The sequence below is a fragment of the Microbacterium trichothecenolyticum genome (assembly GCF_030818955.1).
In the GTDB taxonomy this organism is placed as follows: domain Bacteria; phylum Actinomycetota; class Actinomycetes; order Actinomycetales; family Microbacteriaceae; genus Microbacterium; species Microbacterium trichothecenolyticum_B.
Genome location: NZ_JAUTBF010000001.1, coordinates 763,933 through 779,829, shown reverse-complemented (window position 1 = coordinate 779,829; position 15,897 = coordinate 763,933). Strand labels below are relative to the sequence as shown.

Genomic DNA, 15,897 nt, shown 5'->3' with positions numbered 1-15,897 from the left:
TACGAAGGAGACATATCCATGAGCACTTCCGTCGTCCTCCCCGCTCTCGGCGAGAGCGTCACCGAGGGAACGGTCACCCGCTGGCTCAAGCAGGTCGGTGACACCGTCCAGGAGGACGAGGGTCTCTTGGAGATCTCGACCGACAAGGTCGACACCGAGATCCCCTCGCCCGTCTCGGGCGTCATCGAGGAGATCCTCGTGCAGGAAGACGAGACCGTCGAGGTCGGTGCCGTCCTCGTCAAGATCGGCGACGGATCGGGCAGCGCCTCGTCCGGTGACGCTCCCGAGGCTGCGTCCGCTGCCGAGCCGGCCGCCCCCGCCCAGGAGGCTGCCCCCGCCGAGGCTGCACCGGCCGAGCAGGCTGCCCCCGCCGCCCCCGCCGAATCGGGAGACTCCACCGAGGTCAAGCTGCCCGAACTGGGCGAGAGCGTGACCGAGGGAACGGTCACCCGCTGGCTCAAGGCGATCGGCGATGACGTGGCGGTCGACGAGCCGCTGCTCGAGATCTCGACCGACAAGGTCGACACCGAGATCCCCTCGCCCGTCGCGGGAACGCTGCAGGAGATCCTCGTTCAGGAAGACGAGACGGTCAATGTCGGTGCCACCCTCGCGCGCATCGGCAGCGGCGCTGCTCCGGCAGCGCAGCCCGAGCCTCCCGCGCAGCCCGAGGCTCCCGCGCAGCCCGTCGCCGAAGAGAAGCCCGCCGAGCAGCCGGCGCAGTCGCCCGCTCCGGTCGCGGAGGCGAAGCCGGCCCCCGTCCCCGAGAAGCCCGCCGAGCAGTCGGTTTCCGCGTCGTCGAACGACGACGTCACCTATGTCACGCCGCTCGTGCGTCGCCTCGCTCAGCAGCAGGGCGTCGACCTGAAGTCGGTCACGGGCAGCGGTGTCGGCGGCCGTATCCGCAAGGAAGACGTGCTGAAGGCCGCCGAGGCTGCCAAGTCTGCCCCCGCCGCGGCTCCCGCGGCCGCGGCGCCGGCCGCATCGGCGCCCGTCGAGGTCTCGCCCCTGCGCGGCACGACGCAGAAGATGTCGCGTCTGCGCAAGGTGATCGCCGAGCGTGCGGTCGCATCGATGCAGGCGACGGCCCAGCTGACGACCGTCGTCGAGGTCGACGTCACCAAGCTCGCGGCCCTGCGTGACCGTACGAAGGGCGAGTTCCAGCAGAAGACGGGCGACAAGCTGTCGTTCCTGCCGTTCTTCGCGATCGCCGCGGTCGAGGCGCTGAAGACGTACCCGATCATCAACTCCACGGTCGAGGGCGACGAGATCGTCTACCCGGCGCACGAGAACGTCTCGATCGCGGTCGACACCGAGCGCGGACTGCTCACCCCGGTCGTCAAGAACGCGGGCGAGAAGAACATCGCACAGCTCGCTCGGGAGATCGCCGACCTCGCGGCGCGCACGCGTGACAACAAGCTCAAGCCCGACGAGCTTGCCGGCGGCACCTTCACGCTGACCAATACCGGTTCGCGTGGGGCGCTGTTCGACACGCCGATCGTCTTCCTGCCCCAGTCGGCCATCCTGGGCCTGGGCGCGGTCGTGAAGAAGCCGGGCATCGTCTCGGTCGACGGCAAAGACGCGATCGCCGTGCGCTCGTACGTCTACCTGGCGCTGTCGTACGACCATCGCATCATCGACGGCGCCGACGCCGCTCGCTTCTTGGGCGCCGTCAAGGCTCGTCTCGAGGCCGCGCAGTTCGAGGGAGACCTCGGCATCTGATCCTGTCGAGCACCAGCTCATGATGGCTGGTCCGCGATCGTTCTGACGGCGCGGACCAGCCATCTGTCGTTTCGACTCACGAGCGTGACGTACTGGCCCGTCCCCGGGTCGCCGACGCGGACGACGGTGACGCCGCCGAAGTCGTCGATGAGTTCGATGCGGGTCGCCTCGTCGACGGGGATGAGTGCGTCACCCGTCTGCTCTCCGTCTTCCCAGACGTCACTCGAGCAGTGCTCGCCGACGGCGCACGACGACGCGCGCGCGAGCAGTGCGCGGGCGGCCTCCACCACGTCGTCGGACAGGGGCACGCGCGGCTCGGTCTCGACAGTGGATGCCACGGGGCTGGCGATCGCGTCGGACTCGACGACGGAGCTTGCACTGGACGACCCACTCTCCGGCGCGGAGAAGGCCAGCACGGCGACGACCGCCACCGCTGTACCGCCGAGGGCCGAGAGCGTCAGGCGCAGTGCCCGCGACGCGCGCAGCCGGTCACGCAGGTCACGCGCGGCAGAGCGGATCGCATCGGAGAGATCGGCGTCGACCAGCGCGAGAAGCCCCTCCCCTGGAGCGTGCGGCGTGGTGGCGGTCGGCACCGGTTCGACAACGGGCGCGAGCGGTCCGAGCACGAGCGGACGCGGCGGCGCGTGGCGGAACAGGCGTTTCTCGACGTCTTCTGAGACGTCGGTTCGACGCTCGAGGATGCTCGCTCGCGCCACGTCGAACAGCGCGCGGGTCGCCGGCGCCGTGATCAGGTGGGTGAGCGCCTGCAGACATTCGGCGGTGGCGGTCAGTGGATCGGAGCCGTCCTCGTCGTCGATCATCGTCGGGCGCCCCTCGGCGGTGAGCCACCAGCACACGGTGCGTGTCTGGTCGCCGGCGCCGCGGCATCCGCGAAGCAGCCCGACCGCCGCGGTGGTCGCTTCTCCGTCTGAGAGCGCGAGAGCGCTGCGGGCGCGGCGTCGTACGTAGGCGTCGAGGGGTTCGGCCAGGACGGAAGAGGTGCCGCTGTGCATACGGCGATGCTGCAGGAGTCGCGCGACGCGACGACGGGCCACAGGGCCGAATGGGGATGAACCCGACGATCGACCGTGTGGGGAGGAGGGGCCACCGGCGGCGAAGATAGAATCGTTCCTATGGCCGCTCGCACTTCCACGCCCGAGAAGCGTCCGGGCTTCTTCTCGCAGCTGAAAACCCTCTACACCTTCACGCAGAAGGAGTATCGGTGGCTGCCCTTCCTGCTGGCGGCCATCGTGCTCGTCGGAATTGCGCTCGGCGTCGTCGTCGGATTCCTCATCCCGCCGCCCGCGGTATGGAGCATCATCCTGTGGGGTGTGACGGGCCTGCTCACCGGCATCCTGGCATCCATGATCACCATGACGCGCCTGTCGACCACGGCGATGTACAAGAAGATCGACGGCATGCCGGGTGCCACCGGGCACGTGCTGTCGTCTTCCCTCGGCCGTCACTGGCAGGCCTCGGAGAACCCCGTCGCCGTGAATCCTCGCACCCAGGAGGCGCTGTACCGGGCCGTCGGCCGTGGCGGTGTGGTGTTGATCGGCGAGGGCAACCGCAGCCGTCTCACGCGTCTGGTCGGCGAGGAACGCGGTCGCGTGCAGCGCGTCGCATCGGGCGTGCCGGTGACGGTGCTCTACGTCGGACACGGTGACGACGACGTCGAGATCGCCAAGCTCGCATCGACGATCAAGGCGCTGCCGAAGAAGGTCGATCGCGCCACCATGGCTGCGGTCATCAAGCGCATCTCGTCGGTGTCGCAGGGACTGTCGTCGCTGCCGATCCCGAAGGGCGTCGACCCCACCAAGATGCGCGCACCGCGTCCCCGCTGATGTCCTGAGATGACGAAGGCCCCCGCTCGAGCGGGGGCCTTCGTCATCTCAGGACCGTACCAGGAGGGTTCCGACCGCCTTGTCGTGCAGGCCGCGCTGATCCGCGTCCCAGACCACGGCCGGGATCACGAGTGCCAGCAGCACCGTGCGCACGATCGGGCGCCAGAGGCCGACCCATCCTCCGGATGCCAGCTCCAGACGCATTCCCATGAGGCGGTGCCCGGGGCTGCCGCCGATGAGGGGGATGAAGAGGATCTGCACGACGAAGAAGATGAGGTTCGTCGCAAGCGGGTTTGCGAACGGCACACCGGTCACCGGATCCGGAGAGGAGAAGAAGGCGAAGCCAATGAGCCCTGCGCTGGCGACGTCGATCAGGAGCGCCGCGATACGACGTCCCGGCCGCGCGATGGAGCCGCGACCATCGCGGGGAAGGCCGAGCCGTTGGCCCGGGTACTCGTTGTCTACGGGGACGCTCACGGCACCAGCGTAATCGGGCCCGCGTAACATGCCGGAAACATCCGAGATATCGCAGAGACACCGGTTCTGTATAGGGTCGAGGAGGCTGGCCGAGGTCGGCCCGATCCCGAATGTTCTACCTCTGGAGTCTTCATGTTCAAAGATTCGTCCGAGGTGCTCAAGTTCATCCAGGACGAGGACGTCAAGTTCCTCGACATCCGTTTCACGGATCTTCCTGGTGTGCAGCAGCACTTCAACATCCCCGCCTCGACCGTCGACGAGGAGTTCTTCACCGTCGGACAGCTGTTCGATGGCTCGTCGATCCGCGGGTTCGCGAACATCCACGAGTCGGACATGCAGCTCATCCCCGACGTGACGACGGCGTACCTCGACCCGTTCCGCGAGGCGAAGACGCTCGTCATGGTCTTCGACATCTACAACCCGCGCAACGGTGAGATCTACTCGAAGGACCCGCGTCAGGTCGCCAAGAAGGCCGAGAAGTACCTCGCGTCGACCGGCATCGCCGACACCGCGTACTTCGCTCCCGAGGCTGAGTTCTACATCTTCGACGACGTCCGCTATGAAGTGAAGCAGAACGCGAGCTTCTACTCGGTAGACTCCGAGGAAGGCGCCTGGAACACGGGCCGCGTGGAAGAGGGCGGAAACCTCGCCAACAAGACCCCTTACAAGGGTGGGTACTTCCCCGTCTCGCCCGTCGACAAGCAGGCCGACCTGCGCGACGACATCAGCCTGAAGCTCATCGAGGCCGGCCTCATCCTCGAGCGCGCGCACCACGAGGTGGGCACCGGCGGCCAGGCCGAGATCAACTACCGCTTCGACACCATGGTGCACGCGGCCGACGACATCCTGAAGTTCAAGTACATCGTCAAGAACACCGCCGAAGAGTGGGGCAAGGTCGCCACCTTCATGCCGAAGCCGCTCTTCGGCGACAACGGTTCGGGCATGCACACGCACCAGTCGCTGTGGAACGACGGCAAGCCGCTGTTCTACGAGGAGACCGGTTACGGCGGGCTCTCCGACATCGCGCGCTGGTACATCGGTGGCATCCTGGCTCACGCCCCCGCCGTGCTCGCCTTCACCAACCCGACCCTCAACAGCTACCACCGTCTGGTGAAGGGCTTCGAGGCGCCGGTCAACCTGGTGTACTCGGCCGGTAACCGCTCCGCGGCCATCCGTATCCCGATCACGGGCACGAACCCCAAGGCCAAGCGCATCGAATTCCGCGCCCCCGACGCCTCGGGCAACCCGTACCTCGCGTTCGCGGCCCAGCTCATGGCCGGCATCGACGGCATCAAGAACCGCATCGAGCCGCACGAGCCCGTCGACAAGGACCTCTACGAGCTCCCCGCCGAAGAGGCCAAGAACATCCCGCAGGTCCCGAACTCGCTGCTCGACTCGCTCGAGGCCCTCCGCGCCGACCACGAGTTCCTGCTCGCCGGTGGCGTCTTCACCGAGGAGCTCATCGAGACCTGGATCGAGTACAAGATCGAGAACGAGATCCAGCCGATCGCTCAGCGCCCGCACCCCTTCGAGTACGAGCTGTACTTCGGGGTCTGACCACCAGCGCCGGGATTCCGGGGCATTCACGGTCTCTAGTCCGCGTTCAGTCCGCAGAAGCTAACGAAGAGCCCTCCGGGTCCGCACCCGGGGGGCTCTTTCGCGCGCTCAAAACGCTCGCCACGGCCGCGCGCGACGTGTCATCCGTGTCCGGCCACAGGTGTGCGTAGGTGCGAAGCGTGATGACCGGGGAGGCGTGCCGCATCCGTGTCTGTACGACCTTGATATCGAGGCCGGCAGCGATGAGCAGACTCGCGAAGTAGTGACGGAGATCCTGGATCCGGAACCCCTCCGGAAGACCCTCAATCGTGGCGCGCGTCGTCGCCCACACGTCGTTCAGGTGCCATGCCGTGACGCCGCGGCCGAAGACGCCGGGAACGATATAGCTCTCCCCCGCGTCAGCCTTGAGCATAGTCGCCAGGTCCCCTGGGATTGGCACGACCCCGGCCGATGCTTCTGTCTTGAGCTCGGCGCCGTCGTGCTGCGCGCGTACCTCGATCGACGGCGCAGCCCAGTCGACGTCGGACCGTTTCAGCGCTGCGATCTCGCCGGGTCGGAGCCCCGCGAACGCTCCGAGCAGCAGCATGTTGCGGTACGCGCGTGGGAGGGCGTCGTAGAGGGCCCACACCTGCGCCGTGGTGGCCACGTAGGGCCGCTGAGACGCTGCCGGAGGGCTCGTACGCCTCGAGACCGGAGATCGCGCCACCACGCCATCGTGGACGGCATCCGTGAACACCTGCGCCAGGCGCCGGTGGATCGCGTAGACGTACGATCGCGCGTACTTTTCGGCGAGCTCGGCCATCCACGTCTTCACGTCCGATGACCGGATGCTGCGCAGCTGCCGAGTCCCGAACTTCGCGCGGATGAGCTTGAGGTGCGTGGCTGCAGACTTGACCGTCCCGGGGCGGTTTCCGGCGTAGCCGGCCTCCCACGTGTCGAGCCACTCCCCCACGGTCATCTTCGACGTGCGGGGGTCCACCCATGTCCCCGCCTGCATAGCTGCGGTGGCGTCATCCAGCCACGCCTGCGCGTCGCGCTTCAGCTTCGCGTGCTTCGCGTACTCCTTGCCGTCCGGCCCGACGTAGCGTGCGCGCCACACGCCGTCAGGGCGTTGCTTGATCGATGCCATCGTCGAGAATTTCCGTGTTCTGCCACACGTGCTGCGCGTCCAAGAAGGTGCCTGGCTCGCCGCCGAGGGCGCGAAGCGCCGATGCGGCCTCTTTCCACCGCTGCGTCTCGGTACCGATCTGCTCGATCAGAAAGAGTGCATAACTCGCTCGGTCGTGCTCCGCGAGGGTTTCATTCAGGAGCGTCTGAACTTCAGGAGACTTGTGCGTGTACGAGTTGCTCAGCAGCACGGAGACCATCTCTTCGATGCCAGTCCCACGTAGCACCGAGAAGAAAAGATTAGATGCGAGAGAGAAAAGCCGCGTCTGAGCCTCGTCTAATTTGGCAGTGGCATCCAAGACCTCCGCAACGTAGTCGGTCGAGGGTGTGTCGTGGATGTCCCAGATCGTTTCGCCCTCTCCGACGAGGGTGCGCACGGCGTTGAACACGTCCATCTCGTGGCGGCCCACCTGGATTGCCTTTCTTGGCTTTTCTACCTCGTAGACGAGCGCCACGAGAGGTACACCCAGGGCATCTGCGATCGCGACGAGCTCCGAGAACGTGAGATCCGTCTTCCGATTGCGTTCGATGTTGACGACGACGGCCCGACTGATACCCGCTCTCTCCGCCAGCTCCTGCATGTTGATGCCGTTCATGAGGCGGAACTGCTTGATTCGCGCGTTCACGGTCTCGCCGAGGTGTGCCATAACGACACCCTAAGGGGCCGTGGTGGATTTTCTCGCCACGTCCGTGATACGGTCACGGCAACGGATCGAGGTGGCACGCCAGGCACCTCGAACGTGTCAAAAAGACACACCACGGAGGAGCTATGACAACCACAATCCCCAAGGTCTACTTCTGCACGGAAGTGGCGACGGAGATCAGGCGCACGGAGGCAGCAGTGCGTTGGCTCTGGTCCACCAAGGCGCTGAGATCCCGCTTGGTCGGCGGTCGCCGCGTCAGCACGGCCGAAGACATCGCCGACTTCTTGACGGGCGTCTGAAGTGAACAAGAAGAAAGCCCTCTCCCCGGGTGCAACCGGGACAGAGGGCGAAAACCGAACCACCAACCAGCTAGCAGAGGGATCAGTCATGAATACCGTACCCCAGACCACTGACATCCACGAGAGCCTGCGTCACTTGTTCTACGCGGCCGGGGACTTCGACATCCGCGCAGCCGATCCGGTGCCGGCCATGCTTCCCGAGGGTGATGCCCTCTGGGTGGACCGGGACTGTGTTCGCGTCCAGCGGCCCGATGACCTCGATAACTTCTACGTCATCCGCGCGTACGACCTCGCGACGGGACAACAGATGTTCACCGACGGTGCCGGCACCCCTGCAGGATGGTGGCCGGAACAGATGGGCGACTTCGACTACCGCAGGTTCGGCCGGGCCTTTCCGAATTGCTATCTCGTCAACGAGGGTTACCTTTTCGTCGCCGGAGGGCTGTGGTTGATGGATGGCGAGCCCAACGAGGACGGGACCGCGAACTACCTCGCGTGGGAGGTCACGTCAGCGCTGATGGATCTGGCGTCTGCGCATAAGGAGCTGCAGGAGCAGTGGTTGAGCGGTCATTCCGAGGCGGTCAGCAAGGTCCGGCCGGACTGGGCCGACCCGGATCTGACATGGGTTGACGTCTGCGGACAGGGCAACCGGGCCGCGGTGGACATGATCGTCTTCGAACGCACGGTGGGCACGGTCATGATCGAGCAGAGCGTTTTCGTCGACGGTGACACGTTCCGTTTCGAAGGAAAGCCCGTTGTGCGCGTCACAGTGCCGACCGAAGACCACAACGCCTTCGCTCTCGACGAGATCGCTCAGATCGGGACGGATCTCGTAGCCGCCGCCGCACTGCTGGGTGAGACCATCACCGTCAGCGCCCTCAACAAAACGGCGACCGACGCCGGTATCCCCACGGGTGCCCTGCTCCAGATGACGGAGGGCTGATCCGTGGCGAAGAGGCAGACGGAATACACCTGCACGATCGGGTGCACACTGCGCGGCGCTCGCCTCGCTCTCCGCATGACGCAGACCGTGGCCACTCAGCGCGTGGCAACCGAGGGATTGCAGCTCTCGCGATCAACCGTCTCGCGCATCGAGAACGGCCAACGAGACATCACCCTGGGGATGCTGAGCGCGTTCAGCCGCGTGTACGACATCGACGTCCTCGACGTGATGACCGGCGCCCTGGCACCCGAGGCGGCGACGAGTTGAGCGTCGACTTTGACAACATGTCGCCGTTCCTCCGCGCCGCCACCCGGACCGGGTCGCACGAGGGTCCGGCGCTCCTGTTCGACTGGTTTTACTCCGGTCGTCTGACGGGTGCCGAGCTCTCGGCAGCAGTGCCCTACGTGTGGTCGTCGGCAAAGCAACCCTTCCGGGCGCTCACCCAGTTGACGTGGATCGAGCTTTTTCAGGCGGCGGGGTACACGGAGGACTGCAAGCCCGCCGAGCGCCCACAGGCGCCACTCACGCTTTACCGGGCGTCCGAACCCCAGTACGCACACCGACTTGCCTGGACGGGCTCCCTGGCAACCGCTGAACGGTTCCTTGAGATCAACAAGCGCTACGGCGACCGACCCCGCTTTGTCTACATGATCACCGTCGCCGCCACCGATCGGGTGCTCGCTCACATCACCGACCGCGACGAAGACGAGTACATCGTCGACACCCGCGGACTGCGCGCCAAGCGCATCGACACGACACGAAAGCAGGCCGACTCTTGAAGACCATCACCATCCCCAACCTGGACCCGTTCGACCAGGAAACCGCGGAGGAATACATCCACCGCGCCATGGACCCCAACACGGGAGTGTTCGCCGGCATCTACGTCGACCGGCTCGACGACCCAAGCCTCGACCGCGGCACGGCGCGCGCCATCGCTGTCCGTCTTCTGTCACTCGCTGACGCCTGGGACCGCGAAGATGCCGAGCGGGAGAACCCCGAGTACGTGGCCAACATGGTCACCCTCGACAAGGGCGAGCCCGGATGCCCCGACCCGATCGTGCTGATGGATGCCCGCAACATGGTCACCCACTCCATGAGCACCACATCCGCGCGATCGGTCGCACGAGCACTGACCAACCTCGCCGATCAGGTCGACGCAGCCAAGGGTGTCGTGCTGCGCCGCCTCCCCTCCGTCGACGACGAGCTCCGGGAGCGCGACGTCTGACATGGGTTTCAAAGATGCGGAATGGGCGTACGCGCAAGACCATCTCGCCATGCGCGAGAAGGTCGTGCTCGTCGCCGTCTGTCATCGCACGCTGGACGCCACGCACAAGACCTTCGTCAGCCAGCAGACCATCGCCGCCATGGTCAGCGCGTCGCAGGACTTCGTGCAGAAGGGGCTCTCCACGCTCGAGCGGATGGGCATCATCGAGCGCCATCGACGGACCGGCGCGGGTGGCTATCGCACCTCGGATCTCATCGTCGTGGACCCCACCTACACCGCTGTCAGCCAAGTAGGCCGTGAACCTACTAGGCCCTCAACCTACTTGGCTGACAGCGGCGACCTAACCCGCTCTCGACCGGCGCCTACCCAGTCGACAGCGGTAGCAGAAGAGAACATTCAGAGGAACATTCAGATGAACACTCAGTACACCCCCAAACCCCCTGCTGGTGATCTGAACACCATCGACGGCATCGACCCGTTCGACGAGTTCTGGGCCGCATGGCCGCGCAAGGTCGCCAAGCCGAACGCACGCAAGGCCTGGGCCAAGGCGCTCAAGCGCGCCACGGCCGAGACCATCACCGCAGCCGCGATCGACTACCGCGACAACCCACACCGCCCCTCCACCGAGTTCATCCCGCACCCGGCGACGTGGCTCAACCGCGACGGGTGGGACGACGCGCTCGACGGACCCCGCGGCACTGGCCGACCCACGCCCACCGACCGGGCAACCGCAATCGCGCGCGCCGGTCAGCAGCTCATCGCCTCGCGCGGCGGCCTGGCGCCGGTGACGACCCTCCGACCGAAGGGGCTGGAAGGTTGAAGACCGAAGAGCTGACGATGCTGCTCACCCGCATGGCGGTCGTCGACGGCCGCGATGTTGACGTGCTCACCCTTGAGGCCTGGGAACCGCTGCTCAGCGACCTGGACTACGCAGACGCCGTCGAGGGGCTGAACACGCACTACCGGACCGACTCGCGACGACCCACCCCGGCGCACCTGCGCACCGCCGCTGAGCATGCCCGTCGCGACCGCCTGTACGCCGACGTCCGGACTCGCGAGCAGTGCCGCCCGCACCGGCACAGTCTGAGCGACGAGCTCGGATCCTGCCGCGACCACCACCCCGCCGGCGACCGAGACGACCGCTGCGAGAACGGCTGCTACTGATGACCACCGAGACCCCCACCCGCGTCACCGACGTCACGACCGGCGAAGAGCTCGAGCTGGTCGCCGTCCCCGGCCAGCCCGGCATGGTCATGATCCGCGCCGAGCTCGAGCAAGCCATGGCTGACCGGTCCGCGGCCGACGACTACGACCGCCACACGACCGCGATCGAGCAATACGAGCAGCTCGGCCGCGCGATGGCGGTCTGGGAGCCACCGTGCGACACCGACCTCCGCTACGTCACCGAGGCACTCCCCGCGGCCGATCGGCTCGAAATGCAGACCACGTGCCTCACGGTGTGCCGCATCCGCGCGCAGTGCGACGCCTACGCCCGCCTGGCGCGGCCACCGGCAGGCTTCTGGGCGGGGAGGGCCTACACGCCCTGACCCGCCACGACATCACGTTCCCAGCGCGATGTCGCTCCCCCTCGTAGCTCAGCGGACAGAGCACCCGGTTTCTACCCGGCGCCGCGCAGGTTCGAATCCTGCCGAGGGGACGCGACACCCAGACCACACGAAAGGACACCGCATGGCGATTGACGCTCTCGATCCCGGACCTGACGGCGATTACCCCAACCTCGATCTAACGCTGCAGCCCAAGGGCCTCCGGCGTCAGCCGACAGCGGACGGCCGAGTCGTCTTGGTCGACGTCGAGGCCACCAACCAGGACGGGATCCCCGTCCACGACCTGAAGGACACCGAATGAGCACCACCCTCACCCACGCGGACGGATGCCCCTCCGACCGCCTCGACATCACCGAACACCCCGAGCAGGGCGTGATCGCGACGCACTGCGTCGACTGCAGCGCCCACGAGGTGCGCACCGCCGCCGGCGACATCGTCCCCCCGCCGGAGACCACCGGCCCGTACGCCGAACAGCAGCAGGGCGCCGCCTGGGAAACCACGCTCGAGCCCGCCGGCGCGAGCCAGCCCGACCACCTCGGAAAGACCGAGTGGGACCACATCGAGAGGAACCGCATCTGATGCCGAACCACGGCGACTACAGCCCCGCGAAGGGCTGGTACGACAGCACCACCAAGGCGTGGCACGCCACCCCCGACAAGCTCACCCGGGTCGACCCCGGCAAACCCATCGACGACGCCACCCGCGCACAGTTCGACGGATGGGCCGGCGACGAGGCAGTGAAACGCGACCCCGAGATGGACCGCCTCATCGCCCTGCGCGACTCCGACCGTCCCGACGAACGCCAGCGCTTCGAGAAGGCCGTGGATAGCGGCCTCCGCATGAGGCTCGGCATGTACGAGCAGCAGCTCGCCGAGGCTCAGCACGAGACCCCCTGACGCCACCGACCGCCGGTGCCCTCGGACCACTGCCACCGAGGGCACCGGCACTACCAGAAGGGACACCGTGACCGAACGCGGCACCTACACCACCACCAACGCCAACGGCGCCCGCAGACGCGCCCTGGTCAAGCGCGTACGAGCCGAAGAGAGCACCTGCGCCCTGTGCGACAAACCCGTCAACCCGACAATCACCGTCCAGCACGGCCAGCACGGTAGCAAGTGTCCCACCCGCGACTGCACGGGATGCGTCCCTCACCCGATGCGGGGTGAGGTGGACGAGGACATTCCTCGCTCGCGCGGAGGGTCCCCGTACGACCGGGAGAACTGCCACCTCATGCACCGCAAGTGCAACCAGTACAAAGGCAACCTCACTCTCGCCGAAGCGCGAGCCAAGCTCGCCACCACCACGACGACCCACCGCGTCGTCATCTGCTCACCCATCTGGTGACCAATCTCGAAAGGAAACCAATGAGCCAAAATCTGAACGATGTCGTCGGGTGGATCAAAGACATCTTCTACCGGCTGCGCAAGCTTGAGTCAGGGTCGTTTCTTGAGAACGCGTCGATCTCGGACGGACGACTCCGTCTCATCCGCGCGATCCTGCTGCTCGAGGGCGGGGCACTCCTGAAAGGCGAAGGCACCTTCGACTGGACGGGCCCCGGCTCTATTGCGGGTGACTGGGAAGTTCTCGGCGGCGGCGTCATCCGCGTCGGCGGTGTCCTCATCAGCCCCATCGGTGGCGGCCGCATCATGATCGGGCAAGGCCCTGTCGGCATCATCCTCGACGGCGGAGCCGGCACCCTCACCATGGGCAACGTGCGACTCGAAGGCAACAAGATCATCGTCGGCGTCGGCGCCAACCAGATCGTCATCGACGGCGCCACAGGAGTCGCGCACATCGGCACATCAATGACCCTCGACCCATCGACAGACGGCGGCGCCGCGCTGTTCTCCAACGGGTCCAAGCTGTACTCCAACCCCAGCGCGATCGGCCTCCGCAACGGCACCAGCGCCGTCACCGTAGGCGACGCACTCGCGACCCTCCTCGCAGGCTCCAAAGCCGTCCAGGTGTCACCAGACGCAGTGAGCATGCTCGGCATCCGCGAAGTCGACTCACTCGACGGCATCAAACTCCTCGGGCTCACCAACACCAACGAGGTCGTGAAGATCTCCGCCGAAGCAGCCGGCCTCACTGCCTGAAAACACCCCACCAATGTCGGACCCGACTACTACCGTCCCCGACACCAACCGAAAGGCGCCCCCTCATGGGACTCGAAATCAGCAACACCACCGTCCGCATCGTCGACCTGCTGCCACCCGGCGGATTCTCACTGGAAGGTATGCACGCCCGCAACGTCACCTTCCTCGGGCCCGCGGTGCTACTACTGCACGGCAACGTCATCTTCGGCGGAACCACCAACGTCGGCGGGAGTGTCGAAAGCATCCTCTGGACTCTCGAAGCCGGACGCACCGAAGTGATGGGCGCCATAGACGCCAAAGATGCAACCTTCGACGACTGCACCTTCGTCGGAGTCGGGTTCGCGTCCACCCACGAACTACTACAGCAACTCATCCTCAATGCCCATGTGTGACAAGCGCGCAGCACAACCGAAGGCCCCCATCACTGGGGGCCTTCGTCGTTCTACCGGGATGGTCGCAGCCGACCAGGGGCACCCCACCCCTCCCCCCACCGCCCAGGCACTCCCTCGGCATTCGGCCTATCTCTCCCCGGGTTTTTCCACCAGGACACTTTCCACCTGTGCACCCTCGACTTGCCAGCGGAGAGGCGCAGCCCGGCGGCTCGGGCGTCTTTCCGCTGGTTGTCCCCCGCCCCGTCAAGCTGCGCGCGCTGGAAAGTGACGGTTGCCACGTGGAAAGCGAGCAGCGGCGCGTCCTGCCCATGCAAAGCGATCCAGGGTATTTAATACCGGGTATGTCTTTACTGTCTGAGGTGGGTACCGTCTTCGGCATCGATGACACCGGAGCCAGGAACTGCATCCGGGGATGCGCTCGGCAGCACTGGGCCGTCTGCGAGAACCTCGAGCCTGACGAACTCGCCCGGCGCGCTCACGCCGAGGACGTCGGCGAGACCTACACCCCGCCCTGCAGGGGCTGCGCGCCGAGCGTCTGCCGCGACCGGTCCCTCGTGTGCGATCAGTGTTGGGGGCGCGCGAACAAGCTCCTGAGCGACGCGCCCGAGCTACTCACCCGCCTCCGCACCATGACTGACGGCGGGCAGTCCCGCTGGAACTGGGACAGCGTCGTCACTACCCGCTCCACCCCCGGCCCACAGGCCACCGGCCGCGACGACGTCACCGACGCCATCCACGCGCTCGAGGAAGCAACCCGGTACTTCTCCGCCGGCCTCGAGCAGCTGCAGAACGACCACGTCGCCATGGGGTGGCTCGGACCCCTCGTGCTCGACGACCATCCCGAAGACGAAGACGGGGTGCGCGAGCGGTGGTCTGTGAGGGACGCGATGCGCCGGTGGGGGCTCGAGAACCGGCACCGGTTCGTACACCCCGGCGCGGGCGCCCTCCCGAACGCTCCAGCAGGCTCGTACGCGCGTTATGACGACGAAGAGGTCCTCGGACCCGTCCGGGAATGGTTCAACCCGCTGCTGACGCTCGCACAAGCCGCGGAGCGCGTCGGCCTCGGCGAGCGGGGTGTGCGGAAATGGGTCGAGAAGGGGTTCCTGACGCCCTCAGCGACCTCCCGCGGCCCGAAAGGTGTCGTCACGTCCTACTTCCACGCCTCCGCGGTCGATGCCGTCAACACCGAGATGATGGGACGCCGCAACCGCAACACACTGGATCTCGACACGGACCGGGCACGCGCTCTCTTCGACACCGGGGCGACGGCGACGGCGATCGCCGCCGAGCTCGGCGTGCACCGCGAACAGGTGTCGCTTTGGGCCAAGGGTGAGGGCCTGACGTTCGCCGGCCGGTCAAAGTTCGACCAGGCCCGCGCGCGCGAGCTGCACGACGGAGGCAGCACCCCCGCCGAGATTGCGGCCACGCTCGGCGTCGCCGTCGGCACCGTGAACGCCTGGCGCACAAGATCCGGTCTCACCCGCGACCGCGCGGCATCCACCTTCGACACCGCCCGCGCCTGCGAACTGTACGACGCCGGCTACTCCACCCGCGCCATGGCCGCGGAGCTCGGCGTCACCGCCTCCACCGTCTCGAAGTGGGGGCAGAAGGAAGGCCTCAACTTCGGGAAGGGGCGCATTGCACGACGGGCGTCCTGAGTCCGCGAAAAGTCCGCGGAACCTTCACCACGAGCCAATACGTGCCATAAACCGACCCGCATTGAACCGCGGAATTACGCTGTAGCCAACAACTCCCTACAGGTCACGGACACCCTCATTTCGTTCGAGCTGTACTTCGGGGTCTGATCGCCCGATCATCCACGTCGACGCCCGTCCCCGCCGTTTCGCGGGGGCGGGCGTCGACGTTTTCGCGGGCCGCGGAAATTCGCCCGGGCGAAAGGGCGGCGTGTGATTGGCTGGGTGATTGGAGGAGCTCGAGGGGGCGCGCATGATCGGACATCGACGCG

Annotated in this window: 22 protein-coding genes and 1 tRNA gene; 19 read left to right on the top strand and 4 right to left on the bottom strand. The window is 66.5% G+C overall.

The features are described 5' to 3' along the window. The first annotated feature begins 18 nt into the window (after nt 1-18). Nucleotides 19-1,719, top strand: a complete 1,701-nt coding sequence (gene sucB / locus QE412_RS03755; RefSeq protein WP_307480321.1) for a 2-oxoglutarate dehydrogenase, E2 component, dihydrolipoamide succinyltransferase — start codon at nt 19-21, stop codon at nt 1,717-1,719. A 17-nt stretch (nt 1,720-1,736) separates the two neighbouring features. Here sucB and QE412_RS03750 read toward each other — a convergent pair whose 3' ends face one another. Further along, entirely contained in the window at nt 1,737-2,732 is a 996-nt protein-coding gene (locus QE412_RS03750) for a hypothetical protein (RefSeq protein WP_307480319.1), read from the bottom strand. A gap of 120 nt (nt 2,733-2,852) precedes the next feature. Here QE412_RS03750 and QE412_RS03745 point away from each other — a divergent pair, with 120 nt between their 5' ends. Beyond that, entirely contained in the window at nt 2,853-3,563 is a 711-nt protein-coding gene (locus tag QE412_RS03745; RefSeq protein ID WP_307480316.1) for a DUF4191 domain-containing protein, read from the top strand. 48 nt (nt 3,564-3,611) lie between these two features. On the opposite strand, the gene QE412_RS03740 is transcribed toward QE412_RS03745, so the two are convergent. Next, on the bottom strand, nt 3,612-4,070 hold the full coding sequence (locus QE412_RS03740) for an RDD family protein (RefSeq protein ID WP_307480313.1): 459 nt from the start codon (nt 4,068-4,070) through the stop codon (nt 3,612-3,614). Between the two features lie 102 nt (nt 4,071-4,172). Here QE412_RS03740 and glnA point away from each other — a divergent pair, with 102 nt between their 5' ends. Further along, complete coding sequence (gene glnA / locus QE412_RS03735) at nt 4,173-5,597, top strand: type I glutamate--ammonia ligase (RefSeq protein WP_307480310.1); 1,425 nt, start codon at nt 4,173-4,175, stop codon at nt 5,595-5,597. Between the two features lie 46 nt (nt 5,598-5,643). On the opposite strand, the gene QE412_RS03730 is transcribed toward glnA, so the two are convergent. Together QE412_RS03730 and QE412_RS03725 are read right to left on the bottom strand one after the other, a co-directional pair. Further along, nucleotides 5,644-6,726 carry a tyrosine-type recombinase/integrase gene (locus QE412_RS03730; protein WP_307480307.1) on the bottom strand — a complete coding sequence of 361 codons (1,083 nt, stop codon included), beginning with the start codon at nt 6,724-6,726 and terminating at the stop codon, nt 5,644-5,646. Beyond that, entirely contained in the window at nt 6,701-7,411 is a 711-nt protein-coding gene (locus QE412_RS03725) for a helix-turn-helix domain-containing protein (protein ID WP_307480304.1), read from the bottom strand. Before QE412_RS03725 ends, QE412_RS03730 begins: the two co-directional genes overlap by 26 nt. Before the next feature lie 122 nt (nt 7,412-7,533). Here QE412_RS03725 and QE412_RS03720 point away from each other — a divergent pair, with 122 nt between their 5' ends. The 16 genes from QE412_RS03720 to QE412_RS03645 all read left to right on the top strand — a co-directional run bounded on the left by QE412_RS03720 (nt 7,534) and on the right by QE412_RS03645 (nt 15,589). Next, nucleotides 7,534-7,707 (top strand): hypothetical protein, encoded by a 174-nt coding sequence (locus QE412_RS03720; protein WP_307480302.1) that lies wholly within the window; start codon nt 7,534-7,536, stop codon nt 7,705-7,707. Between the two features lies 1 nt (nt 7,708). Further along, on the top strand, nt 7,709-8,650 hold the full coding sequence (locus QE412_RS03715) for a hypothetical protein (protein WP_307480299.1): 942 nt from the start codon (nt 7,709-7,711) through the stop codon (nt 8,648-8,650). Between the two features lie 3 nt (nt 8,651-8,653). Next, nucleotides 8,654-8,917 (top strand): helix-turn-helix domain-containing protein, encoded by a 264-nt coding sequence (locus QE412_RS03710; RefSeq protein WP_307480297.1) that lies wholly within the window; start codon nt 8,654-8,656, stop codon nt 8,915-8,917. Further along, nucleotides 8,914-9,429: a hypothetical protein gene (locus QE412_RS03705; RefSeq protein ID WP_307480294.1), complete on the top strand. Its 516-nt coding sequence runs from the start codon at nt 8,914-8,916 to the stop codon at nt 9,427-9,429. The genes QE412_RS03710 and QE412_RS03705 overlap by 4 nt, the downstream gene beginning before the upstream one ends. Further along, nucleotides 9,426-9,875, top strand: coding sequence for a hypothetical protein (locus QE412_RS03700; protein WP_307480292.1), 450 nt, complete (start codon nt 9,426-9,428; stop codon nt 9,873-9,875). The genes QE412_RS03705 and QE412_RS03700 overlap by 4 nt, the downstream gene beginning before the upstream one ends. A gap of 49 nt (nt 9,876-9,924) precedes the next feature. Continuing rightward, complete coding sequence (locus tag QE412_RS03695; RefSeq protein WP_307480289.1) at nt 9,925-10,695, top strand: hypothetical protein; 771 nt, start codon at nt 9,925-9,927, stop codon at nt 10,693-10,695. Beyond that, nucleotides 10,692-11,039 (top strand): hypothetical protein, encoded by a 348-nt coding sequence (locus QE412_RS03690; RefSeq protein ID WP_307480286.1) that lies wholly within the window; start codon nt 10,692-10,694, stop codon nt 11,037-11,039. The genes QE412_RS03695 and QE412_RS03690 overlap by 4 nt, the downstream gene beginning before the upstream one ends. Next, nucleotides 11,039-11,422 carry a hypothetical protein gene (locus tag QE412_RS03685; RefSeq protein ID WP_307480284.1) on the top strand — a complete coding sequence of 128 codons (384 nt, stop codon included), beginning with the start codon at nt 11,039-11,041 and terminating at the stop codon, nt 11,420-11,422. Before QE412_RS03690 ends, QE412_RS03685 begins: the two co-directional genes overlap by 1 nt. Before the next feature lie 37 nt (nt 11,423-11,459). After that, nucleotides 11,460-11,532 (top strand) — tRNA-Arg (locus QE412_RS03680). 32 nt (nt 11,533-11,564) lie between these two features. Beyond that, complete coding sequence (locus QE412_RS03675; RefSeq protein WP_307480282.1) at nt 11,565-11,741, top strand: hypothetical protein; 177 nt, start codon at nt 11,565-11,567, stop codon at nt 11,739-11,741. Next, a complete protein-coding gene (locus QE412_RS03670; RefSeq protein WP_307480279.1) occupies nt 11,738-12,019 on the top strand; it encodes a hypothetical protein in 282 nt (93 codons plus the stop codon). Before QE412_RS03675 ends, QE412_RS03670 begins: the two co-directional genes overlap by 4 nt. Next, the gene (locus tag QE412_RS03665) at nt 12,019-12,336 is read left to right on the top strand and encodes a hypothetical protein (RefSeq protein WP_307480277.1); all 318 of its coding nucleotides are present in this window, start codon (nt 12,019-12,021) and stop codon (nt 12,334-12,336) included. Before QE412_RS03670 ends, QE412_RS03665 begins: the two co-directional genes overlap by 1 nt. Nucleotides 12,337-12,403: 67 nt before the next feature. Next, nucleotides 12,404-12,787, top strand: a complete 384-nt coding sequence (locus QE412_RS03660) for a hypothetical protein (RefSeq protein ID WP_307480275.1) — start codon at nt 12,404-12,406, stop codon at nt 12,785-12,787. Beyond that, nucleotides 12,784-13,539, top strand: coding sequence for a hypothetical protein (locus QE412_RS03655; protein ID WP_307480272.1), 756 nt, complete (start codon nt 12,784-12,786; stop codon nt 13,537-13,539). The genes QE412_RS03660 and QE412_RS03655 overlap by 4 nt, the downstream gene beginning before the upstream one ends. Nucleotides 13,540-13,604: 65 nt before the next feature. Continuing rightward, the gene (locus QE412_RS03650) at nt 13,605-13,931 is read left to right on the top strand and encodes a hypothetical protein (protein WP_307480269.1); all 327 of its coding nucleotides are present in this window, start codon (nt 13,605-13,607) and stop codon (nt 13,929-13,931) included. Nucleotides 13,932-14,272: 341 nt separating this feature from the next. After that, nucleotides 14,273-15,589 carry a hypothetical protein gene (locus tag QE412_RS03645; RefSeq protein ID WP_307480267.1) on the top strand — a complete coding sequence of 439 codons (1,317 nt, stop codon included), beginning with the start codon at nt 14,273-14,275 and terminating at the stop codon, nt 15,587-15,589. Nucleotides 15,590-15,897 lie beyond the last annotated feature (308 nt).